Here is a 26,242-nt window from a genome sequence, read left to right as displayed (position 1 = left end):
CATCCCTGTCATTTGGTATATTACGACGGTGCATACGAAGGTATTACATGGGTCATACCCATGTGCGCCTCTGCCCGTCACAACCGATGCCCTTCGATGACCCACATCGTGTCCGGGAAGTTCCAGGGCAGGACAATGCCGTGATGCATCAGCCATGCGCCCGACACCTCGATCTCGTCGTTCTTGAGGATCGGGGTGCCGCGCGACAGGGCCGGGGCATTGGCGCGGTTGATGAGTTCGACGCGGTAGCGGGCGTCCGGGTCCAGCGCGGTCAGGCGCAGGGGACGGGGCGCGATCTGGGCGGAGGTTCCTGCCTTGCCCGCGAAGACGACGAAGCGGTGGCCGTCGCGGGGCATCTGCTGTTCGGCCAGAACGGTCGGGTCCGGGCTGTCGAGGCGCAGGATATCGGCGTCCAGCATCCAGTCGCGATTGCGCTTCCACCATGCGGTGACCTCGGTCAGGACGGCGGTTTCCCGGTCGTCCAGTTCGCGGGGATCCATCTCGAACCCCATGTGACGCTGGGCGGCGACCCAGGCGCGGACCGAAATGTCGAGGGTCCTGCCGCTCGTGTGGCAGCGGCGCGGGCCGACGTGGCTGCCACTGACGGCCATCGGCAGGAACAGGGCGGCGTCGTGCTGGATGCGCATCCGCTCCAGAGCATCGTTGCTGTCCGACAGCCAGATCCGCTGCGTACGTTTCAGGATGCCGAAGTCGATGCGGCCGCCACCGGAGGCGCAGCTTTCGATCTCGACCTGCGGAAAGTCGGCGCGCAGACGATCGATCAGGGCATAGCTGCCGCGCGTCTGATCTGCGTCGGGCATCGGCAGGACGCGGTTGTGGTCCCATTTGATGTAGTCGATGTCGTGTTGCGACAGGATCGCGGCCATGCGGTCGTAGATGAAGTCGCGGACCTCGGGCAGGGCCATGTTCAGGGCCTTCTGCTGGCGGCCCAGGGTCTGATCCTCTGACCCGAGCGCCCAGTCGGGGTGGGCGCGGTGGATGTCGCTGTCCGGGTTGATCATCTCCGGCTCGAACCAGATGCCGAAGGTCATGCCCTCGGATTGCACATGGTCGATCAGCGGACCGAGGCCATCGGGGTATTTGCGCGGGTCGACCGTCCAGTCCGACAGGCTGCGGGTGTCGTCGTCGCGGTTGCCGAACCAGCCGTCGTCGAGGACAAAGCGTTCCGCGCCCAGTTTGGCGGCGCGGGTGGCAATGTCCTTCAGGATCGGCAGCTTGTGGTCGAAATAGATCGCTTCCCAGCAGTTGTAGTGCACCGGGCGTGGTGTGGCGGGCCGGGGCCATGTGACGATGCGATCGCGCAGGTGGCGCTGGAACGACACCGCGCAGCCGTTCAGGCCGGTCTGGGAATAGGTGACGTAGAGGCTGGCGGATTCGAAGCGCTTCCCGGCGTGGGTCTCCATCCGGGCGGCGTGGCCCCATTGGATCTGGCGGCGTCCGTCGGGCAACTCCTCGGCAATCATCCTGTGACCGCCGGACCAGCCGTAGTGGAAGCCGTAGGCCTCGCCCTGCGTGTTGGTCGCACCGAAACACGGGATCAGCAGGCCGGGAAAATGTTCGTGGCCGGTACGGCCGGTGCGGTTTTCGCGGTAGCGCATGCCGGGGGACCATGCGGTGCGGTTGAGTTGGAACTCGCCGCACCAGCGGCCCGAGACGTCTATCATCTCCGATGATTGCTGCGGGGCAGGCAGGACCGGGCCTGCCAGCCAGTGCAGATGGATGGACTTCCTGGCCTCGAGGATCGTCTTGCAGGTGATGATCCGGGTCGAGGAGTCGGGCACGAAGCGGAAGGTCAGCGTCAGGCCGTTGGCGTCGTCGGAGTAGATGAGCGTGAGGCCGTCGGAGGTATCGTCGGACGCAAAGGTAAAGCGCGGCAGCAGGGGCGATCCATCGTGGCCGCGCAGGATCATGCCGGGCTGGCCGGGGAAGCTCCGCGACGCTTCGGGGCAGAGCGACAGGTCGGGGTTCGCATCCAGCATACCGCCGGTGATGTCGATCTGGTCGGCCCGCGCGAGGGTTTCAAGCGGCGCGTCGGATGGCAGGGGCGGTCCCCAGTAGATGACTTGCGGCAGCCGGTCGCCTTCGGCGGCGAAGGCCATCGTCTGACGCGCACCGGTTTCCGGGTCGTGGTCGTCGATGCGCCACGTGCGGACCGGTTCGGCGGGTTCGGGCGCGGACGCACCAAGGGGAAGTGCCGACGCAGGCAATGCGTCAGAAAAAGTATCAGGGGACATGGGCAGTCTCGGGTCGGTCGGTGTTACTTGACGGCGCCCAGCGTGAGGCCCGCGACGAAGTGTTTCTGCATCAGGAAGAACATCGCCACCGGCGGCAGGGCCGCGACGATGCTGCCCGCGCTCATCAGATGATAGGCGGCGCGGAACTGGCTGTTGAAGGCGGTGATGCCCGCCGTGACCGGCTGGCTGTCGGGGCCCTGGGTCAGGACGATGGCCCAGAAGTAGTCATTCCAGATGAAGGTGAAGATCAGGACGGCGAGGGCGGCGACGGCGGGCTTCATCAGCGGCATGACGACATACCAGAAGATGCGCCACTCCGACACGCCTTCGACGCGTGCTGCCTCGATCAGGGGAAACGGCAGGGCGCGGATGAAGTTGCGCATGAAGAGCGTGCAGAACCCGGTCTGGAAGGCGATGTGAAACAGGATCAGCCCGGTCTTGGTGTCATAGAGGCCGAGGTCGATGGTAAAGTCGCGGACCGGTACCATCAGGATCTGGAAGGGCACGAAGTTACCCGCGATGAACAGGAAGAACAGGAACAGGTTGCCCTTGAAGCGGTAGATGCCCAGCGCGAAGCCGGTCATGCTGGAAAGGGCGATGGTGCCGATGACGGTTGGCACGGTGATCAGCAGCGAATTCCACAGATATCGCGGCATGTCGCTGTCGAAGAAAACCTTGCCGTAGTTTTCGAACAGGTCGAACGAGCCGGGGACGCCCCAGTAATTGCCGTTGGTGAAATCGCTGTCGGGCTTGATCGAGAACAGCATCACGGCGATCAGCGGCAGCAGCCACAGAATGAGCGCAAAGGGCAGCAGCGCCTGATAGGTCAGTTGCCACTGGCGCGAGGATTTCTGGATCGGGGTCGGGAACATTTACAGAGCCTCCAGGTCGCGGCGGGCGGCTGCGGGCAGGGTGGCCTGCATCTTCTTGGTCAGGCCCGCGCGGATCGTGTCATAGCTGACGGCGATGCGGTGGGCGGCTTCGCTTTCGTCCAGCGACGCGAGGTCGAGGCGGACCCACGCGCCGCGGAAGTAGGCCGGTTTGCCTGCGGCCCCCGTCTCGATCAGCATCCGGGCCATTTCGGTGTCGGCGCAGCGCACGACGGCGTGGTCGTCGTTGGTCGCACGCTGATCGGTGTGCCCGAAGCAGGCGAACATCTTGCCGCCGATCTTCCACGCGTCGAGTTCGCCGGGACCGGACAGGACGGCACCGGGGTGGGCGGCGCAGAGGGTGTCGAACTGGGCGCGGGTCATCGCGCGGCCCTTTCGTCTTTCCACATGCTCCAGAGGAAGTAGCTGATGAACACCAGCATGATCAGGAACAGGATAACTGCGATGGCGGCGCCATAACCCATGCGGAAGCCGAATTCGGCGAGGGCTTTCTCGAACATGTAGAACGACAGCACGCGGGTCGATCCGAAGGGGCCGCCGTTGGTCATGATCGAGATCAGGTCGAAGGATCGCAGCGCGCCGATGATGGTGACGACGAAGGCGATGAAGGTGGCGGGCTTGAGTTGCGGAATGATGATGTACCACAGCATCTTCCAGCGTTTCGCGCCGTCCAGCCGGGCCGCCTCGATCTGTTCGGGGTCCATGGCGTTGAGGCCGGTGAGGTAGAGGATCATGCAATATGCCGTCTGCGGCCAGAGACCCGCAGCAATGATGCCGTAGGTCGCCGTCTCCGGGCTGCCGAGGATGTTGACGCCTTCAATGCCGATCCAGCCGAGCATGACCGCCAGAAGGCCGTCGTTGGGCAGATAGAACCACGAGAACACGAGGCCGACGACGACCTGGCTGATCACGAAAGGGAAGAAGAACAGCGATTTGTATAGGCGGATGCCGGTCACGGTCTGGTTCAGGAACAGCGCGATGGCGAGGCCCATCGGGATCGCCAGAAGATAGAGGAACAGCCAGCGGACGTTGTTCCACAGGCTGATCTCGAAGTTCCGGTCGGTCGCCAGCTCTCGGTAGTTGCCGAGGCCGATGAACTGCCCCTGTTCGGACAGGTCGCCCAGACCGTCCCAGCGATAGAGACTGACCTGAAAGGACTGGAAGATCGGAATGATGACATAGGCCGAGAAGAACAGGATGCCCGGCAGCAGGAACAGCCACGGGGTGATCGCGATCTCGTTGCGCTTGTACCAGCCACGCTTTGCCGCCGGGGGGTGGAGGTCGGGGACGACGGGAGCGTTGGTCATATGGATGCCTCCGGGTCAGGGGCGTGGTGTCTGCGGCACATTCGGAAGCCTGTCAGCTTGCGGATACGTCGGCTGGTGGGATGCACCCACCCTGCGAGAGGTGGGTGCAAGAGGCGGGGCAGAAACCCCGCCCTGCGTCGTTTACTGCGCGTAGATGCGCTGACGGGCCTGTTCCAGACGTTGCAGGATGTCGTCGAGGTTGTCGGGGAACACCATGAACTCCTGCAGACCTTCCATGCCGACCGACGCCATTTCCGCCGGGAAATCCCGGTCGAAGAACTGGGCGATGCCGCCCTTGGCATTGTTGGTCAGCATCTCGAAGCCCTGATTCAGGAACTCGTCGTCATCGACCGAGGAGGCCGCGTTGACCGGAAGCTGGCCCAGCGCATCGCCCGCATTGATCTTGGTCTGGACGTCGGCGGTGGTCACGAACTTGAGGAATTCGCGCGCGGCTTCCTTGTTCGAGGCCCCCGAAGGGATATGGAACGTGTCGATCGGCGCATCCTCGCCCTGCGGAATGCCTTCCGTGATGATCGGGAACTGGTAGAAGTCGATCTGATCATCCGTCAGGCCCGCTTCGCGCATCGGCGCCACGGCAAAGTTGCCGATCAGATAGGCAGTGGCTTCGCCGTTGACCATGAAGGGCAGCGCCTCCTGCCAGGAGTAGTTCTGATGGTCGGGCAGGAAGGCCCCCATGTCGATCAGCTTGCGCCAGTTGGCAAAGGTATCGCGGACGCGCTGATCGGTCCATTCGACCTCACCCTGCGCCAGTTGCATGTGAAAGTCGAAGCCGTTGGTCCGCATGTTCATATAGTCGAACCAGCCGCCTGCGGTCCAAAGGAACTTGGTGCCGATGGCATAGCAGGAGCGGCCCGAATCGATGATGACCTGGCAGTTCGCGATCTCCTGCTCGAAGGTCTCCGGCTCTTCCAGACCCAGTTCGGCGAAGATATCCTCGCGGTAATAGAGGCCCCAGTTATAGTAGGTATAGGGCACGCCCCATTGCTTGTCGTCGATGGTCAGCGCGCCCTTGACGGCGTCCAGACCCTCGATATCGCCCCAGAGGTCCGACACGTCTTCGAACAGACCGGCATTGACATAGGGGCCCATGCGGTTGGCGGCATACCAGTTGATGACGTCGGGCGGGTTGGCGGTCAGCGCATTGCGGATCTGACCTTTCCAGCCGTCGCGGTCGACGACTTCCAGTTCGATGTTCAGGTCGGGGTGCATTTCGCCGAAGTCGGCGACAAGACCCTCCATCACCGCGCGGGGCGCAGGGTTCGACATGTCGGATACGATCCGCATATCGCCGGACAGGGGGTTGGCGAAAGCAACGCCGGTCATGATGGTGGAAGCGGCAAGAGCCGTCAGAATGGATCGCATGAATTCCTCCCGAATTGCGTCCTGATGGTTCCATTTAATGAAACCAAGTTTCTTATGTTGAAAACTGTGCGGCGTTCTGCCTAGGCTGTCAACAGCTTTGCGGAGGGAGGTCCGGCGGCGTGAACATCCAGACAGACACCAGCACCGTCACAGGTCGCGACAGCAGCGACGGGACCGTGGGCAAGGCCCTTGGCGTTCTCGATCGCGTGGCGGCCTTCGGTCGTCCGGTCCGGTTCACGGAGCTGTTGGAGGCGTCACCGTTACCCAAGGCAACGCTGTACCGTCTGCTGCAGACCCTGACCAAACAGGGGATGCTGGGGTTCGACCCCGAACGGGGCACCTATGTGCCGGGGTTGCGGCTGGTGCGGATGGCGCATGCGGCCTGGGCGCAGTCGAGTCTGGCCCCGATCGCGCGGTCGCATCTGGATCGCCTGAGCCGCGCGGTCGGCGAGACGGTGCACCTGGCGCAACTGGACGGCGGCCACGTTCTGTATGTCGACAAACGCAACGCGGTCCGCCCGGTGCCGATGTATTCCGAAGCCGGCAAGATCGGCCCGGCCTATTGCACGGGGGTCGGCAAGGCGATGCTGGCATTTCTGCCCGAGGCCGAGCGAGATGCGGCGCTGAACCAGCAAAGCTGGCACCGGTTCACGCCCAATACGCTGACGGATGCCGATGCGCTGGGGGCCGAACTGGATGTGATTCGCTCTGAGGGGAACGCCTTCGACCGTGAAGAGCATGAGCCGGGCATTCATTGCATCGCCATGCCGGTCCTGTCGCAGGGCGGTCGCGTTCTGGGCGCGGTATCGGTCACATCGTCGACGGACCGGGGCGCGTTGGAAGATCTGACACGCCATCTGCCGCACTTGCGGCAGGCGGTGGACAGAATTGCCGGGGAAGTCCGCGACTGGCGCTTCCCCGATCAGACAGAGGGATAGATCGGATGGCAGGCGTCGAATTAACGGATGTGGTCAAGCGCTATGGCGACGTGCAGGTGATCCACGGGGTCGACCTGACGGTGAACGAGGGCGAGTTCTGCGTCTTCGTCGGGCCGTCCGGTTGCGGCAAGTCCACCCTGCTGCGGATGATCGCGGGGCTGGAGGAGACGACCGAAGGCCAGATCATGATCGGGCCGCGCGACGTGACCCGCGAAGACCCGTCGCAGCGCGGCGTGGCGATGGTGTTCCAGACCTACGCGCTCTACCCGCACATGACCGTGGGCGAGAACATGGGTTTCGGCCTGAAGATGAACGGCCATCCGAAGGACGAGATCAAGTCCAAGGTCGCCGAAGCCTCGCGCATTCTGAAGCTGGACGATTACCTCAAGCGCAAGCCCGCCGCCCTGTCGGGCGGTCAGCGCCAGCGCGTCGCCATCGGGCGCGCCATCGTGCGCGGGCCCGAGGTGTTCCTGTTCGACGAGCCGCTGTCCAACCTGGATGCGGAATTGCGTGTCGAGATGCGCGTCGAGATCGCGCGCCTGCACAAGGAAATCGGCGCCACGATGATCTATGTCACCCACGACCAGGTCGAGGCGATGACGATGGCCGACAAGATCGTCGTGCTGCGTGCGGGCGTGATCGAACAGGTCGGCGCGCCGCTGGAATTATACCGCGACCCCGACAACCGCTTCGTCGCGGGGTTCATCGGCTCGCCGTCGATGAACTTTCTGAAGGGCACGGTGAAGGGCGGCGCCGTGGATGTGCCGGGATTGAAAACTTCGGTGACGCCGCAGGTCAAACTGCCGCCGGAGGGGCATGACGTGATCGTCGGGCTGCGTCCCGAACATCTGAACGTGGTTGCGGGAGACACCCTTGGCATCGACCTGACCGAAGCGCTGGGCGGTGTCAGTTTCGCCTATATGACGACGGACACGGACGAGAAGATCATCGTCGAGGAACGGGGCGACATCCGATCGAACGAAGGCGATCGGGTCGGGCTGACGATCGATCCATCGCGGATCATGGTCTTCGACGCGGACAGTGAAATGCGCATACGCTGAGCAGACGCGGCCATGTGCGGACACACAAAACCGAGACTGAGCGATTGACGCAGGCCTCGTCAGCGCGTTCACATGGGCGTCACGCTTGCCCGTCATGGCAGGGACACGTCGCATGGGAGGGCACGTGGGAGGACTTCTGACGATCATCCGCACACTGGGAGCGGTCAACGCCGGTGCGCTGGCCGTGGGCCGCTGGGTCGGCATCGCCTGCATGGCGTTGATGGTCGTGTTCATACTGGTGCAGGTCTTCTGGCGCTATGTGCTGAACAATCCGCTGCCCTGGCCGGAAGAAGCCGCGCGCTTTCTGATGCTGTGGTTGATGGTCGTGGCCCCGACGGCGCTGCGCCGGGGCGGGTTCGTCGCCATCGACATGATACAACTGGCCCTGCCGCGCTTTGTCGGCGGGGTGCTGAACCTGATCCTGTTGCTGCTGGCGCTTCTGGTGCTGGTCTTCGCCGTCAGGATCGGGTGGTCCGAGGTCACGGGCTTTTCGGGCCGTTTCGCAACTTCGTCGCTGTATTATCCGACCGTCGATGGCTGGGAAAAGGTGCCGCGCAGCTGGATGATGGCGTCGCTGCTCGTCGGGTTCATAATGCTGACCTCGGTCACGGTGGAGCTGATCCTGCGGCAGATCGCCACATTGGCCGGAAGGGACGACGATCTGCCGGTCATCCCCGAGACCGAAATGGTAGGGGCCGAATAGATGCTGGTCTGGTTCCTGCCTGCGTTTCTTGTGCTGCTGATGATTGGCCTGCCGGTGTTTTTTGCCCTGCTGGCCGCGCCGGGCATCCTTTTGTGGCTGAGCGGACAGGAGAAGGATTTCGTCCTTCTGTATCGGAACGTCTATAACGGCATGGACAGCTTCCCCCTGATGGCGATCCCGTTCTTCCTGCTGGCGGGCGAGATGATGAACCGCGGCGGCATCACCATGCGGCTGGTCGAATTCAGTCAGGCCCTGGTCGGGCATTTCCGCGCCGGTCTGGCACAGGTGAATATCCTGTCGTCGATGCTGTTCGCGGGCCTGTCCGGGTCGGCGGTGGCGGATACATCCGCGCTGGGGTCGATGCTGATCCCCGCGATGGAGAGGGAGGGCTATACCCGCAAATTCGCCGCTGCCGTGACCGCCGCATCCTCGGTCATCGGGCCGATCATTCCGCCATCGGGCATCATGATCATCTATGCCTATGTGATGGAGCAATCGGTCGCCGCGCTGTTCCTTGCCGGTATCGTTCCCGGCGTTCTGGTCGGCGTCGGACTGATGGTTGTCACCAATGTCATGGCGCGCCGCAACCCCGGTGGTTTCCCGGACCTGAAGCGCCGCGCGACATGGGGCGAAAAGGGACAGGCGTCCCTGAAGGCCTTCTTCCCGCTGCTGACGCCGGTGATCATTCTGGGCGGCATCCTGGGCGGAGCCTTCACGCCGACCGAGGCCAGCGCCGTGGCCGTTGCCTATGCCGTCATCGTCTCGCTGTTCCTGTTGCGTGAAATGACATGGCGCGATCTGCCGAACGTGTTGTCGCGGGCGGCGATCATGTCGTCGGTGGTCTTGTTGCTGGTCGGCGCGGCGATGGCGTTCAAAACGGTCGTGTCCCTGTCCCACGCGCCCGAGGCGCTGGCCGCGCTCATCCTGTCGCTGTCGGAAAACCCGCTGGTCCTGTTGTTGCTGATCAACCTGTTGCTGTTCATCGTCGGCATGTTTCTGGATGCGGGTCCGGCGATCATCATCCTTGGCCCGATCCTGGGGCCGATCTTCACGTCGCTGGGTGTCGATCCGGTGCATTTCGCCATCATCATGTCGGTCAACCTGACCGTCGGGCTGGCGACGCCCCCGATGGGGCTGGTGTTGTTCGTGGCCAGTTCCGTGTCGGGCGAACGGGTGGAAACCATCGCCCGCGCGATTCTGCCGTTCCTGGCCGTCGAAGTCTTCGTGATCTTCCTGATCACCTATGTGCCTGCCATATCTCTGGCAGTGCCGCGCTTCTTCGGGTTCTTATAAATAACCGGTCCAAAAGGGAGAGAGACCTCATGAAACTGATCAACATATTCAAGGCGGGCGCGCTGGCCGCGATTACCGCGCTGCCGTCGGTGGCCTTTGCCGATGCCCACGCCATCAACATCCGCGCAACCGCCAACTCCAACGAAAACGACGAGGATTATGACGGACTGGTCGTCTTCAAGAACTATGTCGAGGCGGCGTCGAACGGTGCCATCACGGTCGAATTGTTCATCGGCACGCAGCTTTGCTCGAACGGCGCGGAATGCCTGCAGGGCGTGGCCGACGGGTCCATCGACGTCTTCGTGACGACTTCGGGCGGCGCGGCCGGCATCTTCCCCTATGTGCAGATCTTTGACCTGCCGTACCTGATGTCCGACGACCGCATCGCCGAGGAAGTGCTGACCAACACCGCGCTGACCAGTCAGCTGCGGGCCAAGGCGCTGGAAGATTCGGGCGACGCGATCCGTATCATGACGGTGGGCAACACCGGCGGCTGGCGCAACTTCGCCAATACCCAGCGCCGGGTCGAGATGCCCACCGATCTGGAAGGCATGAAGATCCGCACCGTGGTCGCCGACCTGCCGCAGGAGTTGGTGCGCGCGCTGGGTGCTTCGCCCACGCCGATCCCGTGGCCCGAGCTGTTCACTTCGCTGCAGACCGGCGTGGTCGAAGGGTCGAAGAACGGCATCACCGACATCATGGGTATGAAGTTCCCGGATGCGGGGCTGCAATACATGACGCTGGACGGGCACGCCTACATGGCGGCGATCTGGGTGATGAACAACGAGAAGTTCCAGGCGATGGACGACGACATGAAGCGCGTTGTCGTCGATGGATTTGCGGCGTTGCAGCAGGCGACCTTCGCCTCGCCCAAGCGCAAGTCGATCCAGGCCTATGAGGATTTCGTGGCCGGTGGAGGCGATCTCTATGTGCCCAGCCCCGAGCAGAAGCAGGCCTTCCAGGATGCGGCGGCCCCGGTCTATGACTGGTTCGCGGGCAACGTGGACGGCGGCGAGGAAATGCTGGCCAACTTCCGCACGGCAATCGCCGAGGCGGAGGAGAACGTCGGCGCCCGTCGCGCGCGCGATCTGGAATGATTTGAAGGCACCGGATCAGGACTGCGAGGGGGCGATCAGTGGATCGCCCTTTTCACTTCGTGGTGCAGGTGAGCGAGCAAGCGGCCTGGATCGGCGATGGCTGCTTCGAGTTCAGCGCGCAGGATGCCTTGATTGCAGGAATGTCGGCTTCTTCGACCCCGGCCAAATCGGGTCAAAATCAGATGGACGCTTTTCCCTAATACCGCTGTCCAACCGCTCCGGACCATCATCCAATGGATGCCAGGCCGATTATGAATTACCATTTCAGCCGGATCACACCTGTGGGACCAATCATTGGCGTGCGCCGACTTGTAGTTTTTGTAGGAGTATACTCGATGAAGGTTTTGATCTTAGCACTAATCGGCGCATCCACTATTGCGACGGCGGTGGCAGCCGAGAAGGTTTCAGGCAATAACTACATGCTGGCAGACGTAAAAGCTTGGCCTACAGGTGAAACGACCGGCTACTGGATGAGTTCGACAAAAGGTGTTCGCGTGTCAGATGATCCTGACGCATTGCCGGAGCCGACCGAATGCAACGGGGCTGGATACTGGGATGCCAATGGCGACTGGGGTGAGGGCATATGTCGTTACGGTGATGCTACAGACTTCGTCCTCTCGTCCTACAAGGTCGAAAAAGGTGCAAAAACTGGCGTTTGGGAGATTCTCCAGGCTGGCGGCAAATATGAAGGTTTGACCGGTAGCGGTACATTTGAATCGACGCGTGGCCAGCGCGGTGCGTCAGTTTCGGCCTGGGAGGGCGAAGTCTCCATGCCATGATGAAGCAATAGTGCTGTTTGTCCTATAGGTTAGGCCATGGCCCGACGCGGCTTTGCGGGCACACCGAGAGGGGGGTGGAACGCGGCCAAGCTGTCCGTTCGTTTTTGTGGTAGACTCAGGCGATAACCGATGGAGGTCGATATGCGCTATATCACAATCACCACATGGGAAATCGCAGACGGGACCGATTACAACGTATCCCTGCGCGCGATCGAGGAAAAACGCCTGCCCGCGTTGAAGGGCCTGGGCGCAAGTCGCGTCACGGTGATCCGGACCAGCGAACGGACCAGTGCCGCGATCACCGAATGGCCGGACAAGATCACGAGGGACGCGGCGGAGCTGAAGATCGACGAGGTTCGCAGGAAGGTCCACAAGGAGGACATGACGCGGATGACGGGAGAGATGAGGGGCGAGGTCGTGGCGGACGTCTGATGGCCGCCAGTCTTGCGCGGCTGTCGGGAAGATCCGTCATGTGATTGTCCCCAGGCCGGTTTCTAAGGCAGGCCGAAGGTAACACGGGCGGGTCATTCCGTTCACCGAAACGGATACATCCAGACCTTGTAGTCCCCTACCAGTTCCAGCGCCTTTGCGATCTGTTCAGGGGTCATTTTCTTCACCACCTCCTCCTGCGAAATCGCGGCGTCCGGGTCGCCTCCGATGGCCGAGAGCGCGTACCACATATAGGCGCGCACAAGGTCGGGCGCGGGCATGCCCAGGCCGACTTCGTAATACCAGCCGACGCCGGATTGCGCGCCGGGATGCCCCTTCATCGCCGCGCGCAGATACCAGTCGAAGGCGCGCACCGGGTCGCGCGTCACCCCCAGGCCCATCGCATACATCACGCCGATCAACTCCTCTGCATCGGCATTGCCGGAGCGGGCCGCCGGTTCGAGCGCGGCGCGCGCCTCGGCGAAGGCCCCGGCCTCCATCAGATCGCGGGCCGCTTCGATATCTGCGGTCGCGGGGCTGGACACTGACAACAGGGTGGCCAAGATCGCGGCATGAAATTTCATACGATCCTCCTCGGCCTCAGCTTGGCCGTGTCGCCCGCGCCAGCGCAAGAGGTGGTGTTCAACGACTATTCCGAAGACCGCGCCGCCATCGGACAGTTGCTGTTCTATGATCCGATCCTGTCGGGCAACCGCAACATCAGTTGCGCCACCTGTCACCACGCCGACACGTTCTCGGCCGATGCGCTGAGCCTTGGCATCGGCGAGGGCGGGAAAGGGATCGGCACGCGCCGCACCGTCGCCGACGGGGCCATCGCCAAGCGGGTGCCACGCAACGCGCCGGGGCTGTGGAACATCGGCGCGACGGAATTCACCAGTTTTTTCCACGACGGGCGCGTATCGGTTTCGGATGCCTATGACACAGGCTACGACAGCCCGGCGGAGGAATGGCTGCCGGTCGGTCTGCCCAACCTGCTGGCGGTTCAGGCCCTGTTCCCGCTGACCGCACAGTTCGAGATGGCGGGCAATGTCGGCGAAAACGAGGTGATCGGCGCCGTCTCCGACCGCATCGACGGGGGCTGGCCGATTCTGGCGAAACGGGTGCGCACGATCCCCGCCTATGGCGATGCGCTTGTCGAGGCTTTCGCTCTGAACCGCCCCGAAGATATCGACATTCGGCATATTGCCATCGCCCTGGCTGATTTCATGAATGCCGAATGGCGTTCGCTGGATGCGCCTTATGATCTGTGGCTGGCGGGACAGGGCAATCTGACCCCGGCGCAGGATCGGGGCCGCATGCTGTTCTTCGGCAAGGGTGGTTGCGCGTCCTGCCACTCCGGCCCGCTGTTTACGGACCAGAACTTCTACGCGCTGGCCCTTCCGCCCTTCGGCCCCGGTCGGACGCGACGTTTCGACCCGATGCCGCGCGACGTCGGGCGGATGGCCGAAACCGACGATCTGGACGATGCTTACCGCTTTCGCACCCCGTCTTTGCGCAATGTCACCCTGACGGGGCCGTATGGGCACAACGGAGCATATCCGACGCTGGCCGGGATCATCCGCCACCATGCCGATCCGGTTGCGGCGACGGCCCGCTGGACACCCGAACTGGCCAATCTGCCCGACGCGCCGTGGCTGGCGTCGGGCGACTTCGTGATCCGCAGTGATGCGCGCGAAATGGCGCGCGTATCGGCCAAACTGGACATCCGGCCCGTCGTTCTGTCGGACGCTGAAGTGGCCGATCTGGTCGCATTCATGGGCGCGCTGGAAGGGGGCGAGAGCCGGTATGGCCGTCTGGGCGTGCCCGATGCCGTGCCGTCGGGACTGGCGGTGGAGCGATGATACGCCTTCTGGTCTGCGGCATCTCCGTGATGGATTACGTCCACCGGGTTGCGGCCTTGCCCGTGTCCGAGGGCAAGCACCGCAGCACCTCGTTCGAGCGGATCGGCGGGGGCTGCGCCGCGAATGCCGCCGTCGCCGCCGCGCGACTGGGTGCCGAAGTGACGCTGATGACGCGGATGGGCGCGGATGCAACGGGCGACGAACTGGCGGGACTTCTGGCCGGTCAGAACATCGTCCCGGCCTTCGCGCGCGGCGGGCGCACGCCCTTGTCATCGGTCATGGTGGACCCGGCGGGCGAGCGGATGATCGTGAACTTTCCGGGCGCCGACCTGCCTGATACCCCGCCCGACGTCCCGACATTCGACGCCACGCTCTGCGATTGCCGTTGGCCCCAGGCGACCGAGGCCGTCTTGCGCGCCGCCCGCGCCGCCGGGATGCCCGCGGTGCTGGACGGCGAGAAATACACGCCCGAGTCCCTGGCCGCGTTGGCCAGCCACGTCGTGTTCAGCGCCCCGGGCCTGCGCGATTTCACCGGCATCGACGCCATGCCCCAGGCCCTGGCCGACGCCGCCGCGCGCCTTCCGGGCCGTGTTGCCTATACTGATGGACCGAACGGCGTGTCCTGGGCCGATGGCCCGCATATTCCCGCCCAGCGGATCGCTTCCGTCGATACGCTGGGCGCGGGTGATGTCTGGCACGGGGCCTTCACGCTGGCGCTGGCCCGGGGCCGCGATCTGACTGCCGCATCGACTTTCGCCAACCATGTCGCCGCCACGAAATGCACGCGTGCGGGTGGCTGGGACCAATATCCGACGCATATCGAACTGGAGACCGAATGACCCTGCACCTTACCCCCGGCAAGCAGTTGGGATTCCGCCGCATGGCCGATGCCGCCGGACGCTTCAAGATGACCGCCGTCGATCAGCGCCCGCCGATCAAGACCCCGGTCGAGGCGCATCACGGCAAGCCCGACTGGGACGATGTGGCCCGCGTCAAGACGATGCTGCTCGAGGCGTTGCAGCCCTCGTCCACGGCGATGCTGCTGGACCCGCATTACGCGATCCCGCATGGCTGGCAGGTATTCGACCCGCGGAAGGGATTGATCGTGACGTTGGAGGACAGCCTGTTCCGCGACACCGGGCAGGGCCGTTTCTCGGCCGAGATCGACGATTGGTCCGTGGGCAAGATCAAGCGGATGGGCGGCGATGCCGTGAAGGTGCTGGCATGGTACAGGCCTGATATTTCGGACGACGTGCGCAAGGCGCAGCACGATTTCGTCAAACGCACGGGCGAAGCCTGCGCGAAATACGACATCCCGTTCCTGTTCGAACTGCTGGTCCATCCAGTCGAGACTGACGCGGAACAGACCTCCGAATACACCGAGATGGCGACCAAGCATTCCGACCATGTGCTGGCCTCGGTCGAGGCCTTCGCGGGTGCGGATTACGGCGTCGACGTCTTCAAGCTGGAAAGCCCGGTTCCGGCCAAGGGCATCGCCGGGGGCGATGCCGCTGTTCAGACGCTGTTCGACGAGATGGGCAAACTGGCCGCGCGGCCTTGGGTCATGCTGTCTGCGGGCGCGGGCAAGCCTGACTTCAAGACGGTGCTGGACTATGCCTATGCCGCCGGGGCCTCTGGCTTCCTTGCGGGGCGCGCGATCTGGCTGGATGCGTTCAATGCCTATCCGGATTGGGACGCCATGCAGGCGGGGCTGACACGCGACTCGGTCCCATACATGGCCGAACTGAACGCGCTGACCGATGCGCAGGCGACACCGTGGCACAGGCATGCTTGCTATGGCGGCGACGGATCGGCCTTTATCGATCCGACGGCCGGGTTCCGGCACGGATACGGGGACATCTGATGCGCATTGGACTCCTGCCTCTGGGGCGGCCCACGTTCGACGTGCCCTATGCCGAGGAAAAGCTGGCAGCAGTGCTGGCGCAGCTGGATGCGTCGGGGCATGAGATTGTCGGCCCGCGCAGGCTGCTGATGGGCCCTGACGAGGCTGCGCTGAAGTCAACCGCCGACGCCGATGTCCTGCTGATCCTTCAGATCACCTTCACCGACGCCGGCTTCGCAACCCGCGCCGCAGTGGCCCACAAGGGACGCGTCGCGATCTGGGCCGTGCCGGAGCCGCGGACCGGCGGACGGTTGCGGCTGAATGCGTTTTGCGGGCTGAACCTGCTTTCGCATGCACTGGGCCTGAACGACCGGCGTTTCACCTGGGCCTATGGCGATACCGTCGACCTGGACGCCCTGTTGTCGGGGCCGGAGGTCGCGCCAAAGCGTGGTCATGCCAGCGATGCCGCTCCGGTCGCGATCAACCGCGATCTTCGGATCGGGCGGATCGGGGAGCGGCCCGATGGCTTTGACACCTGCGCCTATGACGCGCCCGCGCTTAAGGCGCTGACCGGCGCGCAGGTCACCGAACTGGACCTGCCGGACCTGTTCGACCGTGCCCGCGCTTTGCCCGATGCGGCCGTCGCGCCCTATGCCGCCAAAGCCGAAGGTCTGGGAGGGATCGCGCAATTGGACAAGGGCGAACTGGACCGGTCCCTGCGCCTGGCCGGGGCATTGACCGGGCTGAAAGCGGAGCATGGCTTCGACGCGATGGCCATCCGCTGCTGGCCGGAAACCTTTACCGAATACGGCGGAGCGGTCTGCGGCCCGGTCTCCATGCTGGGCGAGGCGCGAACCCCCTGCGCCTGCGAGGCCGACGTCTATGGCGCGGTCACCCAGGCCATCCTTCAGGACGTGGCCGATGCCCCGGTGTTCCTTGCCGATCTGGTGGATATGGACGGCGACACCGGGGTCGTCTGGCACTGCGGTCAGGCGCCCGTGTCGATGGCGGCCAGGGCTCCGGATGCGACGGTCCACACCAACCGCAAACAGGCGCTGTTGCTGGAGTTTCCGTTGAAAGCGGGCCGCGTGACGCTGTTTCGGTTGAGCCAGGCCTATGGCCAGCCGCAGGTCGTCATCGCGACGGGCGATGTGGTCGACGCGCCGATGGCCTTTACCGGCACCAGCGGCACCGTGCGCTTTGACCGGGGGGCGGATGCCGTGTGCCGGGATGTCATGGCCAGCGGGCTGGAGCATCACATGGCGCTGGCTTACGGCGACCATGCGGAGGCTCTGCGCGGGGTCGCGGCGGAGTTGGGGATCGACGTGCTGGAACTGGGCTCATGATCAGATATGGCCTGATCGGCGCGGGTATGATGGGGCAGGAGCATATCCGTAATATTGCCCTGCTGGAGGGCGCGACGGTCACTGCCGTTGCCGACCCCGATGCGGGTATGCGCGCTGCTGCCATGGCGTCCGCCGGGGCGCAGGGGTTTGCCGATGCCGGGGATCTGATTGCCGCAAACTGTTGCGATGTCTACCTTATTGCCGCACCGAACGATCTTCATGCCGGGCTGGTTCAGCAGCTGCTGGCGACTGACAAGCCGATACTTGTCGAAAAGCCTTTGGCCACGACGACAGCCGACTGCCGAGATCTTCTGAATATGGCGCAAGGCCGCGTCGCACCGATCTGGGTGGCGATGGAATATCGTTTCATGCCTCCGGTCCAGCGATTGATTCAAGCGTTGGACCAGGGGATCGTGGGGGTGCCGCGCATGGTTGCCATCCGTGAACATCGCTTTCCGTTCTTGCAGAAGGTCGACGACTGGAACCGGTTCAATGCGCGCTCCGGAGGCACTCTGGTCGAGAAGTGTTGCCACTTCTGGGACCTGATGCGCCTGATGCTGCGCGCCGATCCGGTGCGGGTTTATGCCAGCGCCGGAGTCGACGTGAATCACCGCGACGAACGCTATGTCGGGGGGGTGCCGGATATCGTCGATAACGCTTATGTCGTCGTCGATTTTGCCAATGGCACCCGCGGGATGCTGGATCTTTGCATGTTCGCGGAAGGGTCGCACTGGCAGGAGATCATCGCCGTCACCGGACCCACCGCGCGGGTCGAGGCATTGATCCCCGGTCCGGCGCGATTTACGTCCGATGGCAAGCCGAGGGAGGCGCAGTTGATCACATCCTTGCGCGCCTTGAAGCAGGAGGTTCGCGAGACGATCCATACGCCGCCGGAGTTGCTGATCGCAGGCGATCATCACGGCTCGACCTTTTATCAGCACGAGCGGTTTCTCAACCTTGTCCGCAGTGGCAAGGGACGCCCCGAGGTCAGCCTTGAAGATGGCTACTGGTCGGTTCTGGTCGGCGAGGCGGCGGAGGAATCCGCACGTTCCGGTCAGGCGATCGACCTGCGGGGACGCGGGGTGTGAGGGGCATGCGACAGAGGGGTGACCGACGGGTGATCCACGTCGGATATGGGTCCGACGCGATTGGCGCATGGAAAACGAACAATGCTCAGGAGAGCGTGTGATGATACTCATTACCGAATTCATGGACGAGACCTGGGTCGACTGGCTGCGGGACCGGGCCGAGGTCCTGTACGAGCCGGACCTGCCGGATCGTCCCGAGGATCTGGCGGAACACGCCAGACTGGCGCAGGCCCTGATCGTGAGGAACCGGACGCAGGTGCGCGGTGACCTGCTGTATTCGGGGTTTTCCTGTGTCGGGCGGCTGGGTGTCGGACTCGACAATATCGATGTGGCGGGTTGTGCGGCACACGATATCGCGGTGTTTCCTGCGACCGGGGCCAATACGCTGTCCGTGGCGGAATATGTCGTGACGACGTCGGCCATGCTGCTGCGCGGGGCTTACGACCTGCGGACGTCGATGGAGGCGGGCGACTGGCCGCGTGGCGTGGCAGGTCAGGGCCGGGAGGTCGCGGGCAAGACGCTGGGGCTGGTGGGGTTCGGCGAAATCGCACGGGTGACGGCGCGGCTGGCGGGGGCGATGGGAATGACCTGCCTAGCCTCCGACCCTTACGCCGAGGAATTTCCGGGCGCGATGGAGGGGACCGAGGAAGAAGTCCTGACGCAGAGCGATGTCATCTCGCTGCATGTTCCGCTGACCGACGAGACACGGGGCATGATTGACGCCCGCGTCATCGCGTCGATGAAGCCCGGCGCGGTGCTGATCAATGCGGCGCGGGGCGGTGTGGTGGATGAGGCGGCGGTGGCAGCGGCATTGAAATCCGGCCATCTTGGCGGCGCGGCGCTGGATACGTTCACGACTGAACCGCTGGGCCAGGACCACCCCTTTGCCGGGGTTCCGAACCTGATCCTGACGCCGCATATCGGTGGCGTCACGGTTGAGGCGAATGCCCGCGTGTCCGAGATGACGGCGCGCAAGGTGGCCGCGCATCTGGGATTGGACTAAGGCTCGATCATGGACCTGAACCGCTACATCATTACGGGCCACGGCCTGACCGCGACCTTTACCGAGTGGGGGGCCGCGCTGGTCGATCTGCGACTGGACGGGCATGACGCGCCGCTGGTTCTGGGGCTGGCCGATCTGAACGATTACGCCGCAGGGCAAAGCAATTACATGGGGGCGACCGCAGGACGGTTTGCCAACCGGATCGGCGATGCAAGGTTCACGCTGGGCGGCACGACGTATCATCTGGACCCGAACTTCCAGGACCGGCACAGTCTTCATGGCGGCTCCAGGGGCACCGGCAAGCGGGTCTGGACAGTGGCGGATCATCGCGACGACAGCGTCACCTTCAACATCGCGCTGGCGGACGGAGAAATGGGATACCCCGGTGCGATGCAGATTTCGGCAACCTTTACCTGCGCCCCGGACGCCACGCTGCGGATCCAGTATCGCGCCACGACCGACGCGCCGACGATCTGCAACCTGGCGCATCATACCTATTGGAACCTTGACGGATCGAACGATATTTCCGGACATTACCTGACGGTGAAGGCCGACCGCTATACGCCCGTCGATGACGGCATGATCCCCATCGGGGACGCGTCGGTGGCAGGCACGGAGTTTGATTTCCGCGCCGGGCGGATGTTGCCGGGCGCGGGGTTGCTGGACCATAATCTGTGCCTGTCGGACGCGCGCGTCGCCCTGCGCGATGTGGCGGTGTTGCACGCGCGGGGACTGTCGATGACAGTGGCCACGACCGAGCCGGGATTGCAGGTCTATGACGGTGCCAAGCTGAATACACAGGTACCCGGTCTGGACGGGCGAACCTATCGCGCCCATGCAGGCGTCGCGCTGGAGGCGCAGAACTGGCCGGATGCGCCGAACCACGACGACTTTCCCGGTGCCGTGCTGCGTCCGGGCGAGACCTATGAACAGACGACCACTTTCAGCTTCGAAAAGGACTAGACATGGCATTTCAGGACTGGATGAAGCAGGCGAACCTGATCGGTGGCGATTGGGTCGCGGCGGACAGCGGCGAGACGATCGACGTGACCAACCCCGCGACGGGCGACGTCATCGGGACCGTGCCCAAAGGCGGAAAGGCCGAGGCCGAACGTGCGATCAAGGCGGCGGTTGCCGCGTTTCCGGGGTATCGGGATACCTCGCTGATGGATCGCTGCGCGCTGCTGTGGAAATTGCATGATGCGCTGATGGACAACCAGAAAGATCTGGCCGAACTGCTGACCGTCGAGATGGGCAAGCCGCTGGCCGAATCGATGGGCGAGATCGCCATCGGTGCGCAATACGTCCGCTGGTTCGCCGAGGAAGCGCGTCGCGCCAAGGGCGAGATCGTGCCGGCGGGCGTGAACGGACGCCGTATCCTGGTGACGAAACACGCCATTGGCGTGGTGGGCATGATCACGCCGTGGAATTTCCCGTCGTCGATGCTGGCCCGCAAGATCGCACCGGCACTGGCCGTGGGCTGCACCGTGGTCGCCAAACCCGCGACGGCGACGCCCTATTCCGGGCTGGCCTGGGGTGCGCTGGCCGAGGAGGTCGGGTTCCCGAAGGGCGTGGTGAACGTCGTCACCGGATCGGCGAAGGATATTTCCAAGGCGATGATGGACAGTTTCGACCTTCGCAAGATCACCTTCACGGGATCGACCGAAGTCGGCAAGGAGTTGATCCGCGGATCGGCGGATACGGTCAAGAAGGTCTCGATGGAGCTGGGCGGCAACGCGCCTTTCGTGGTGTTCGACGATGCCGATCTGGAAAAGGCGGTCGAGGGCGCGATGGTGTCGAAGTTCCGCAATGCGGGCCAGACCTGCGTCTGTGCCAACCGGATGATCGTGCAGTCGGGCATCCACGACGCCTTCGTCAAGCGGCTGGTCGAGCGGACGGAGGCGCTCAAGGTCGGGGACGGGTTGGTGAAGGGCGTCGAGCAGGGGCCGATGATCGACATGGATGCGGTCGAGAAGGTCGAGGACTTCGTCGCCGACGCCAGGGACAAGGGCGGCGAGGTCGTCACGGGCGGTGCGCGGCACGACAAGGGCGGCACGTTCTTCCAGCCGACGGTTGTCACCGGGGCCACGCAGGCGATGAAATTCGCCACCGAGGAGATTTTCGGTCCGTTGGCCCCGGTGTTCAAGTTCGAGACCGAGGAAGAGGCCATCGAGATGGCGAACGCCACGGTCTATGGGTTGGCGTGTTACGCCTATACCTCCGATCTGGGGCGGGCGTTCCGCCTGAACGAAGGGCTGCAATACGGGATGATCGGCATCAACTCGGGCCTTATCACCACGGTCGAGGCGCCGTTCGGCGGCGTCAAGGAAAGCGGTCTGGGCAAAGAGGGCGGAAGCCAGGGATTGGACGACTACCTGGAGGTCAAATACGTCTGCATCGATGGCATCTGACGACTTTGGCGTGAGGGCGCGGGCGGTATCGCCCGGCCCAGCCCGTCATTGCGGGCCGGCCCGAGCGCAGGAAAGTCGGGTGGACCGTCGCCTAGACCGGGTTCGGCGGATCGCGGCCTTCGGCGATGGCCACGGCGTTGTCCATCGCCATGCGGCCCATGTCTTCGCGCACTTCCAGCGCGGCTGTGCCCAGATGCGGCAACAGAACGACGTTTTCGAGGGCCATGAGGGCGGCGGGAACGTGAGGCTCCCGCTCGTAGACATCAAGGCCCGCGCCCGCGAGCCCGCCGTTTCGAAGCGTCGCAATCAGCGCCGCCTCGTCCACCACGTCGCCGCGGGCGATATTCACGAGGATGGCCTGCGGCTGCATCGCCGACAGGGCTGCGGCATCGATGATGTGGAACGTCTCGGGCGAGGCGGGGACGGCGGTGACGACGATATCGGCCGTTTGACAAACCTCCGCGACAGACGCCAGTTGCCGCGCACCCGGCACGGATTTGACAGAGCGGTTGTGGAATACAACGTCCATGCCGAAGCCGTGGTGACAGCGCCGCGCGATGGCTTGCCCGATGCGGCCCATGCCGATCACGCCGAGCGTCTTCCCCGATATATGCATCCCCAGCATCTGCGTCGGGTGCCAGCCCTGCCAGTTGCCCGCGCGCACCATGCGTTCGCCCTCGCCCGCGCGGCGAGCCGTCATCAGGATCAGTGTCAGGGCGATATCGGCGGTCGCATCGGTCACCGCGCCGGGGGTGTTGGTCACGACCAGGCCCGCCTTGCGCGCGGCTTCGACGTCGATGTGGTTATAGCCCACGCCAAAGTTCGCCAACCCCTTCGCCCGGATCGTTCCGGTAAAGGCGTCGTCCCCGAAGGCATCGCCCAGCGTCGGCAGGATCACGTCGTAATCGGCCAGAGCGGCGCGACATTCCGGCAGGTCCATCGGCTGCGTCGTATCGCGGCAGGTGACGTCGAAATGGTCGCGCAGGGCATCCATCACGCTGTCGGGCAGGGCGCGGGAAACGAGGAGTTTCGGCAGATCCGTCAATGCATCCGCCCCCCGTCCGGCACGGACTGATCGGGGGCCAGCAGGACGACTTCGCCGTCCGGATCGGGAACACCCAGCACCAGAACCTCGGACATGAATTTGCCGATCTGGCGGGGCGGGAAGTTCACCACGGCGATGACCTGTCTGCCGACAAGTCCATCCGGAGTATAGTGCGCCGTCACCTGGGCCGAGGTCTTGCGTTCGCCAAGATCGCCGCCGAAATCGACCCACATCTTGATGGCGGGTTTACGCGCCTCGGGAAAAGGTTCGGCGCGGGTGATCGTGCCGACGCGGATGTCGACCTTGAGGAAATCGTCGTATGTGATGTTCATTCCCGAAGCTCCTTCGATCGGTCTGTGGCGGCTTTGACGGTGCGGGCCATCAGGTCGGGCAACTCGGCCATCAGCACTTCCAGCCCGGCTTGGGTGGTGCCGTTCGGGCTGGTGACGTTGATCCGCAGTTGTGCCGGATCTTCGCCGGTCATGGCCAGCGCGCCTGCCCCGGCCACGGTCGCGCGGGCCAGGCGGGCCGCCAGCTCGGGGTCCAGCCCCTGCGCCACGCCGGCCGCGGCCAGCGCCTCGATCATGTGAAAGACATAGGCCGGGCCGGAGCCGGAGAGCCCGGTGACCGCATCCATCCGGTCTTCGTCGTCCAACCGGACCACTTCGCCGACGGCGGACAGGAATTGCCCGGCCAAATCAAGATCGGCGGGGGTGGCGGCGGAATTCCCGACAAGGGCGGTGATGCCCTTGCCGACCGCCGCCGGGGTGTTCGGCATGGCGCGCACGATGCGGGCGTCCGACCCGAACGCGGCTTCGAAGGCGACGATGGGTGTGCCCGCGGCGATCGAGACGAACAGGGTGTCGGTCAGCGACTGCAAGGCGGGCAGGGCGTCGCCCATCATCTGCGGCTTGACGGCGATCAGGGCGATGGCGGGGGCGGCGGGCAAATCGGTATTGATGCGAACGCCCGTGCCGCGCAGCCAGTCCGATGGCTTGGGGTCCAATACGGTAACGGCGGCTGGCGACAGGCCGTTGTCGAGCCAGCCGGCCAGCATCGCGGAACCCATCTTGCCGCAGCCCAGAAGCACGACTCCGCGTGTGTCGATATCGGTGAAATCCATGCGCAACCCTCCGGGGTCTGACCCTAGGGCCTGTCCGGTGCGAGGAAAAGATCAGGCGTGGCCGTAAGCCTCGGCCATGGCGATCTGCATTGCGACATGCGGCGCGCGACCGCCCCAGCACACCAGTTGGAAGGCCGGATAGTAGCGCTCGCCGGCCATGATCGCTTCGGCCACCATATGGTTGACCTGATCGACCTGTGCGCAGACACCGCCCGCGAGGACGAGGCCATACCGCCAGATCATCATCTTCCGATCCTTCAGATAGCTGAAGGATCCGGCCCAGCATTCGTCGTTGGCAAGATTCAAGGTCTCGTAGAGACGCGGCAGACTGGTCTCCGGCGGCTGCATCTCGAAGCAACAGATCAGCCGCAGGGTTTCGTCCGTCTGGGACCATGCAAGAGTGACGGAGTAGTTGCGCCACTGTCCTTCGACCTGCATGGAAATCTGGTCGTCTCCAACCCGATCGAAGGCCCAGTCGTGGCTTTCGGCCACGGTCTCGACCAAATCGATCGGGTGGAGGTCGCCTGTTTCTGAAAACTGCTGCCGTTCGTGAAGCATGTCCCGCCTTCTTCTGCGCCCATAGGACTGGTGGAGAACGCGACCCATATGATCGTCTCTATGTCCCCTCTACAATATATGGTGCAGGCAAGCGACGTTTCTGTAAAGGGAGGATTTGCGCTTCTCCACAGCTTTTCCAACGATCCGGCCTGCTGGCGCATGATTTTCGCAGGTCACGCGCATGTCAGGGGACTTCGCCGATCGCAGCCTTAAATCAGGGGCATGAAACATATCGCATCGGCCATCGCCGCCGTCCTCCTCGCTTCGACCAGCCTTGCCGGTTCCGCAACGGCGCAGCCCCTTCCATTCGATAAAAATTGGACGGAACAGGGTTTCTTTCGCCTGTTTTCAGATGATTATCGCATGCAGGGGGCATCTTTGCAGGTTGTGTCCGACGGCACCGTATCGTTGCTGTGGCGGGCAACGCCAGTGTCGATGCAGGGCGCGACGCGCGCCAGCTGGGGCTGGGCCGTGGCCGAGGGGGTGCCTGCGACCGACCTGAGCCGCAAGGGCGGGGACGACCGCAACCTAGCGATTTATTTTGCCTGGACCACGCCCGCGAAGGCCGCGGGCCTGAACCCGAAGCGTGCGACAGCTTTGCTGCGGGATGCGGATACGCGGGTGCTGGTCTATGTCTGGGGCGGTGACGACGTCCGCGGCACCCTGCAGGACAGTCCCTATCTTGCAGGCATGAAAACCATCGTCCTGCGCCCGGCGAGGACAGGACAGCAAAGTGAAAGCGTCGATCTGGCGGCGGATTATGCCCGCGCCTTCGGCGGGACACCGGGTCTGCTGGTCGGCGTCGGCATTTCGGCGGACAGCGACGATACCGGCAGCAAGATCCGCGCCAGCGTCACCGCACCGGACTTGCGCTGACCGCCCGCGACTTTACCGTCGCACCGATCAGCGCGGGAGGGTGCGATGGACTTGAGCGGATGCGGAGCGGCGATCACGGGCGGGGCCGGAGGTTTGGGCGAAGCGGTCGCGCGGCATATTGCCGGGGCGGGCGGGTCAGTCGCGATCCTTGATCTTGACGATAAGGGGGCGGGCCTCGCCGAAGAGCTGGGCGGGACATTTCACAAGCTGGATGTGACGGACGCCCCGGCCTGCGCCAGGATTCTGGCAACCGTGGCGGAGGGGCACCGGCTGGACCTGATGGTCAATTGCGCGGGCGTCGCGCCTGCCGCCAGGACCGTGGGTCGCCACGGGGCGCATGATCCGGTGCTGTTCGCCAGAACCGTCGGCATCAATCTGATCGGCACGTTCAACTGTGCCTCGGCCGCCGCCGCGATCATGGCGGAGCAGGATGGCCGGGGGCCGGACGGCGAACGCGGCGTAATCGTGAACACGGCTTCGATCGCGGCCTATGACGGCCAGATGGGTCAGATCGCCTATGCCGCGTCCAAGGGCGGCGTGGCGGCGATGACCCTGCCGATGGCGCGCGATCTGGCGCGGTCGGGCATTCGCGTCGTCGCCGTGGCCCCCGGCCTGTTCCTGACGCCGATGATGACGGCGTTCCCGCAGGACATTCAGGACAGGCTTGGCGCACAGGTGCCCTATCCTCCGCGTCTGGGACATCCGGCGGAATTTGCCGCGCTGGTCGGCCATATCGCGACCAACCCGATGCTGAACGGAGAGGTCATCCGGCTGGACGGGGCGATCCGCCTGGCGCCGAAATGACCGATCTGTCGGCGTGGTTCGCCATTATCGACGGGGACTGGTCCCAGGTGCGGGCGGCGCGTCTGGCATGGCTGGCACCGTCGAACTTCGACGCGGGTGGCCAGCAGCTTCGGTCCCTGTCGGAGTTCGCAGCCGCCTGAAAGACCCG

General features: G+C 64.2%; 29 protein-coding genes. 19 read left to right on the top strand and 10 right to left on the bottom strand.

The features are described 5' to 3' along the window. Positions 1-77: 77 nt before the first annotated feature. The 5 genes from AC13C2_RS13280 to AC13C2_RS13260 all read right to left on the bottom strand — a co-directional run bounded on the left by AC13C2_RS13280 (position 78) and on the right by AC13C2_RS13260 (position 5,835). Positions 78-2,120: an alpha-galactosidase gene (locus tag AC13C2_RS13280; protein ID WP_482887610.1), complete on the bottom strand. Its 2,043-nt coding sequence runs from the start codon at positions 2,118-2,120 to the stop codon at positions 78-80. 158 nt (positions 2,121-2,278) lie between these two features. Then, positions 2,279-3,127, bottom strand: coding sequence for a carbohydrate ABC transporter permease (locus AC13C2_RS13275; RefSeq protein WP_092760384.1), 849 nt, complete (start codon positions 3,125-3,127; stop codon positions 2,279-2,281). Beyond that, positions 3,128-3,532 (bottom strand): MmcQ/YjbR family DNA-binding protein, encoded by a 405-nt coding sequence (locus tag AC13C2_RS13270; RefSeq protein WP_482887090.1) that lies wholly within the window; start codon positions 3,530-3,532, stop codon positions 3,128-3,130. Continuing rightward, complete coding sequence (locus AC13C2_RS13265) at positions 3,505-4,452, bottom strand: carbohydrate ABC transporter permease (protein WP_092760388.1); 948 nt, start codon at positions 4,450-4,452, stop codon at positions 3,505-3,507. The genes AC13C2_RS13270 and AC13C2_RS13265 overlap by 28 nt, the downstream gene beginning before the upstream one ends. A gap of 141 nt (positions 4,453-4,593) precedes the next feature. Beyond that, on the bottom strand, positions 4,594-5,835 hold the full coding sequence (locus tag AC13C2_RS13260; RefSeq protein WP_175495774.1) for an ABC transporter substrate-binding protein: 1,242 nt from the start codon (positions 5,833-5,835) through the stop codon (positions 4,594-4,596). Positions 5,836-5,954: 119 nt separating this feature from the next. On the opposite strand from AC13C2_RS13260, the gene AC13C2_RS13255 reads away from it, so the two are divergent. The 8 genes from AC13C2_RS13255 (at position 5,955) to AC13C2_RS13220 (ending at position 12,138) form a co-directional block, all read left to right on the top strand. Continuing rightward, entirely contained in the window at positions 5,955-6,773 is an 819-nt protein-coding gene (locus AC13C2_RS13255; protein ID WP_482887089.1) for an IclR family transcriptional regulator, read from the top strand. A gap of 5 nt (positions 6,774-6,778) precedes the next feature. Further along, positions 6,779-7,834 (top strand): ABC transporter ATP-binding protein, encoded by a 1,056-nt coding sequence (locus AC13C2_RS13250; protein ID WP_424337838.1) that lies wholly within the window; start codon positions 6,779-6,781, stop codon positions 7,832-7,834. Between the two features lie 124 nt (positions 7,835-7,958). Continuing rightward, entirely contained in the window at positions 7,959-8,537 is a 579-nt protein-coding gene (locus tag AC13C2_RS13245) for a TRAP transporter small permease (protein ID WP_092761231.1), read from the top strand. Next, on the top strand, positions 8,538-9,830 hold the full coding sequence (locus tag AC13C2_RS13240; protein ID WP_092760392.1) for a TRAP transporter large permease: 1,293 nt from the start codon (positions 8,538-8,540) through the stop codon (positions 9,828-9,830). A gap of 29 nt (positions 9,831-9,859) precedes the next feature. Further along, positions 9,860-10,927 (top strand): TRAP transporter substrate-binding protein, encoded by a 1,068-nt coding sequence (locus AC13C2_RS13235; protein WP_092760394.1) that lies wholly within the window; start codon positions 9,860-9,862, stop codon positions 10,925-10,927. A gap of 38 nt (positions 10,928-10,965) precedes the next feature. After that, positions 10,966-11,127, top strand: coding sequence for a hypothetical protein (locus AC13C2_RS13230; RefSeq protein ID WP_339640178.1), 162 nt, complete (start codon positions 10,966-10,968; stop codon positions 11,125-11,127). Between the two features lie 51 nt (positions 11,128-11,178). Next, positions 11,179-11,706 (top strand): hypothetical protein, encoded by a 528-nt coding sequence (locus AC13C2_RS13225; protein WP_482887088.1) that lies wholly within the window; start codon positions 11,179-11,181, stop codon positions 11,704-11,706. Positions 11,707-11,847: 141 nt separating this feature from the next. After that, positions 11,848-12,138: a hypothetical protein gene (locus AC13C2_RS13220; protein ID WP_139204658.1), complete on the top strand. Its 291-nt coding sequence runs from the start codon at positions 11,848-11,850 to the stop codon at positions 12,136-12,138. Between the two features lie 101 nt (positions 12,139-12,239). Here the strand turns inward: AC13C2_RS13220 and AC13C2_RS13215 are convergent, their stop codons facing one another. Further along, entirely contained in the window at positions 12,240-12,719 is a 480-nt protein-coding gene (locus tag AC13C2_RS13215; RefSeq protein WP_092761233.1) for a tetratricopeptide repeat protein, read from the bottom strand. On the opposite strand from AC13C2_RS13215, the gene AC13C2_RS13210 reads away from it, so the two are divergent. The 8 genes from AC13C2_RS13210 to AC13C2_RS13175 all read left to right on the top strand — a co-directional run bounded on the left by AC13C2_RS13210 (position 12,708) and on the right by AC13C2_RS13175 (position 21,688). Next, positions 12,708-13,997, top strand: coding sequence for a cytochrome-c peroxidase (locus AC13C2_RS13210; RefSeq protein ID WP_482887087.1), 1,290 nt, complete (start codon positions 12,708-12,710; stop codon positions 13,995-13,997). The two genes, AC13C2_RS13215 and AC13C2_RS13210, sit on opposite strands and share 12 nt — an antisense overlap. Further along, entirely contained in the window at positions 13,994-14,836 is an 843-nt protein-coding gene (locus AC13C2_RS13205; RefSeq protein WP_482887086.1) for a PfkB family carbohydrate kinase, read from the top strand. The genes AC13C2_RS13210 and AC13C2_RS13205 overlap by 4 nt, the downstream gene beginning before the upstream one ends. Continuing rightward, a complete protein-coding gene (locus AC13C2_RS13200; protein WP_482887085.1) occupies positions 14,833-15,861 on the top strand; it encodes a tagatose 1,6-diphosphate aldolase in 1,029 nt (342 codons plus the stop codon). The genes AC13C2_RS13205 and AC13C2_RS13200 overlap by 4 nt, the downstream gene beginning before the upstream one ends. After that, on the top strand, positions 15,861-17,186 hold the full coding sequence (locus AC13C2_RS13195; protein WP_424337984.1) for an L-fucose/L-arabinose isomerase family protein: 1,326 nt from the start codon (positions 15,861-15,863) through the stop codon (positions 17,184-17,186). Before AC13C2_RS13200 ends, AC13C2_RS13195 begins: the two co-directional genes overlap by 1 nt. Further along, positions 17,183-18,274: a Gfo/Idh/MocA family protein gene (locus AC13C2_RS13190; protein WP_482887084.1), complete on the top strand. Its 1,092-nt coding sequence runs from the start codon at positions 17,183-17,185 to the stop codon at positions 18,272-18,274. Before AC13C2_RS13195 ends, AC13C2_RS13190 begins: the two co-directional genes overlap by 4 nt. A gap of 100 nt (positions 18,275-18,374) precedes the next feature. After that, positions 18,375-19,277, top strand: coding sequence for a hydroxyacid dehydrogenase (locus AC13C2_RS13185; protein ID WP_482887083.1), 903 nt, complete (start codon positions 18,375-18,377; stop codon positions 19,275-19,277). A gap of 9 nt (positions 19,278-19,286) precedes the next feature. After that, positions 19,287-20,240 carry an aldose epimerase family protein gene (locus AC13C2_RS13180; protein WP_482887082.1) on the top strand — a complete coding sequence of 318 codons (954 nt, stop codon included), beginning with the start codon at positions 19,287-19,289 and terminating at the stop codon, positions 20,238-20,240. 2 nt (positions 20,241-20,242) lie between these two features. Beyond that, positions 20,243-21,688 (top strand): NAD-dependent succinate-semialdehyde dehydrogenase, encoded by a 1,446-nt coding sequence (locus tag AC13C2_RS13175; protein WP_482887081.1) that lies wholly within the window; start codon positions 20,243-20,245, stop codon positions 21,686-21,688. Positions 21,689-21,779: 91 nt separating this feature from the next. Here the strand turns inward: AC13C2_RS13175 and AC13C2_RS13170 are convergent, their stop codons facing one another. The 4 genes from AC13C2_RS13170 to AC13C2_RS13155 are packed head-to-tail and all read right to left on the bottom strand — an operon-like array spanning position 21,780 to position 24,414. Beyond that, the gene (locus AC13C2_RS13170) at positions 21,780-22,724 is read right to left on the bottom strand and encodes a 2-hydroxyacid dehydrogenase (protein ID WP_482887609.1); all 945 of its coding nucleotides are present in this window, start codon (positions 22,722-22,724) and stop codon (positions 21,780-21,782) included. Positions 22,725-22,729: 5 nt separating this feature from the next. Then, complete coding sequence (locus AC13C2_RS13165) at positions 22,730-23,065, bottom strand: tRNA-binding protein (RefSeq protein ID WP_482887080.1); 336 nt, start codon at positions 23,063-23,065, stop codon at positions 22,730-22,732. Then, positions 23,062-23,856 (bottom strand): pyrroline-5-carboxylate reductase, encoded by a 795-nt coding sequence (proC, locus tag AC13C2_RS13160; protein ID WP_482887079.1) that lies wholly within the window; start codon positions 23,854-23,856, stop codon positions 23,062-23,064. Before proC ends, AC13C2_RS13165 begins: the two co-directional genes overlap by 4 nt. A gap of 51 nt (positions 23,857-23,907) precedes the next feature. Then, the gene (locus tag AC13C2_RS13155; RefSeq protein WP_092760420.1) at positions 23,908-24,414 is read right to left on the bottom strand and encodes a type III secretion system chaperone family protein; all 507 of its coding nucleotides are present in this window, start codon (positions 24,412-24,414) and stop codon (positions 23,908-23,910) included. Between the two features lie 222 nt (positions 24,415-24,636). Here AC13C2_RS13155 and AC13C2_RS13150 point away from each other — a divergent pair, with 222 nt between their 5' ends. The 3 genes from AC13C2_RS13150 to AC13C2_RS13140 are packed head-to-tail and all read left to right on the top strand — an operon-like array spanning position 24,637 to position 26,234. Continuing rightward, positions 24,637-25,290, top strand: coding sequence for a DUF3047 domain-containing protein (locus AC13C2_RS13150; RefSeq protein WP_482887078.1), 654 nt, complete (start codon positions 24,637-24,639; stop codon positions 25,288-25,290). A gap of 45 nt (positions 25,291-25,335) precedes the next feature. Next, positions 25,336-26,094 carry an SDR family NAD(P)-dependent oxidoreductase gene (locus AC13C2_RS13145; RefSeq protein WP_482887076.1) on the top strand — a complete coding sequence of 253 codons (759 nt, stop codon included), beginning with the start codon at positions 25,336-25,338 and terminating at the stop codon, positions 26,092-26,094. Next, the gene (locus AC13C2_RS13140; RefSeq protein ID WP_482887075.1) at positions 26,091-26,234 is read left to right on the top strand and encodes a hypothetical protein; all 144 of its coding nucleotides are present in this window, start codon (positions 26,091-26,093) and stop codon (positions 26,232-26,234) included. The genes AC13C2_RS13145 and AC13C2_RS13140 overlap by 4 nt, the downstream gene beginning before the upstream one ends. The last annotated feature ends 8 nt before the right edge of the window (positions 26,235-26,242 follow it).

This window comes from Jannaschia sp. L-14R (assembly GCF_056857695.1).
The sequence above is the reverse complement of the archived record's forward strand: the minus strand, read 5'-3'. Positions and strand labels throughout refer to the sequence as shown.

Bases quoted from the DNA above. Each gene is read 5' to 3' on its own strand.
- AC13C2_RS13280 (WP_482887610.1), bottom strand. From the start codon at position 2,120: ATGGCCTTCGCCGCCGAAGGCGACCGGCTGCCGCAAGTCATCTACTGG.
- AC13C2_RS13275 (WP_092760384.1), bottom strand. From the start codon at position 3,127: ATGTTCCCGACCCCGATCCAGAAATCCTCGCGCCAGTGGCAACTGACC.
- AC13C2_RS13265 (WP_092760388.1), bottom strand. From the start codon at position 4,452: ATGACCAACGCTCCCGTCGTCCCCGACCTCCACCCCCCGGCGGCAAAG.
- AC13C2_RS13260 (WP_175495774.1), bottom strand. From the start codon at position 5,835: ATGCGATCCATTCTGACGGCTCTTGCCGCTTCCACCATCATGACCGGC.
- AC13C2_RS13250 (WP_424337838.1), top strand. From the start codon at position 6,779: ATGGCAGGCGTCGAATTAACGGATGTGGTCAAGCGCTATGGCGACGTG.
- AC13C2_RS13240 (WP_092760392.1), top strand. From the start codon at position 8,538: ATGCTGGTCTGGTTCCTGCCTGCGTTTCTTGTGCTGCTGATGATTGGC.
- AC13C2_RS13235 (WP_092760394.1), top strand. From the start codon at position 9,860: ATGAAACTGATCAACATATTCAAGGCGGGCGCGCTGGCCGCGATTACC.
- AC13C2_RS13225 (WP_482887088.1), top strand. From the start codon at position 11,179: ATGAATTACCATTTCAGCCGGATCACACCTGTGGGACCAATCATTGGC.
- AC13C2_RS13220 (WP_139204658.1), top strand. From the start codon at position 11,848: ATGCGCTATATCACAATCACCACATGGGAAATCGCAGACGGGACCGAT.
- AC13C2_RS13210 (WP_482887087.1), top strand. From the start codon at position 12,708: ATGAAATTTCATACGATCCTCCTCGGCCTCAGCTTGGCCGTGTCGCCC.
- AC13C2_RS13215 (WP_092761233.1), bottom strand. From the start codon at position 12,719: ATGAAATTTCATGCCGCGATCTTGGCCACCCTGTTGTCAGTGTCCAGC.
- AC13C2_RS13205 (WP_482887086.1), top strand. From the start codon at position 13,994: ATGATACGCCTTCTGGTCTGCGGCATCTCCGTGATGGATTACGTCCAC.
- AC13C2_RS13200 (WP_482887085.1), top strand. From the start codon at position 14,833: ATGACCCTGCACCTTACCCCCGGCAAGCAGTTGGGATTCCGCCGCATG.
- AC13C2_RS13195 (WP_424337984.1), top strand. From the start codon at position 15,861: ATGCGCATTGGACTCCTGCCTCTGGGGCGGCCCACGTTCGACGTGCCC.
- AC13C2_RS13190 (WP_482887084.1), top strand. From the start codon at position 17,183: ATGATCAGATATGGCCTGATCGGCGCGGGTATGATGGGGCAGGAGCAT.
- AC13C2_RS13185 (WP_482887083.1), top strand. From the start codon at position 18,375: ATGATACTCATTACCGAATTCATGGACGAGACCTGGGTCGACTGGCTG.
- AC13C2_RS13180 (WP_482887082.1), top strand. From the start codon at position 19,287: ATGGACCTGAACCGCTACATCATTACGGGCCACGGCCTGACCGCGACC.
- AC13C2_RS13175 (WP_482887081.1), top strand. From the start codon at position 20,243: ATGGCATTTCAGGACTGGATGAAGCAGGCGAACCTGATCGGTGGCGAT.
- AC13C2_RS13165 (WP_482887080.1), bottom strand. From the start codon at position 23,065: ATGAACATCACATACGACGATTTCCTCAAGGTCGACATCCGCGTCGGC.
- proC (WP_482887079.1), bottom strand. From the start codon at position 23,856: ATGGATTTCACCGATATCGACACACGCGGAGTCGTGCTTCTGGGCTGC.
- AC13C2_RS13155 (WP_092760420.1), bottom strand. From the start codon at position 24,414: ATGCTTCACGAACGGCAGCAGTTTTCAGAAACAGGCGACCTCCACCCG.
- AC13C2_RS13150 (WP_482887078.1), top strand. From the start codon at position 24,637: ATGAAACATATCGCATCGGCCATCGCCGCCGTCCTCCTCGCTTCGACC.
- AC13C2_RS13145 (WP_482887076.1), top strand. From the start codon at position 25,336: ATGGACTTGAGCGGATGCGGAGCGGCGATCACGGGCGGGGCCGGAGGT.
- AC13C2_RS13140 (WP_482887075.1), top strand. From the start codon at position 26,091: ATGACCGATCTGTCGGCGTGGTTCGCCATTATCGACGGGGACTGGTCC.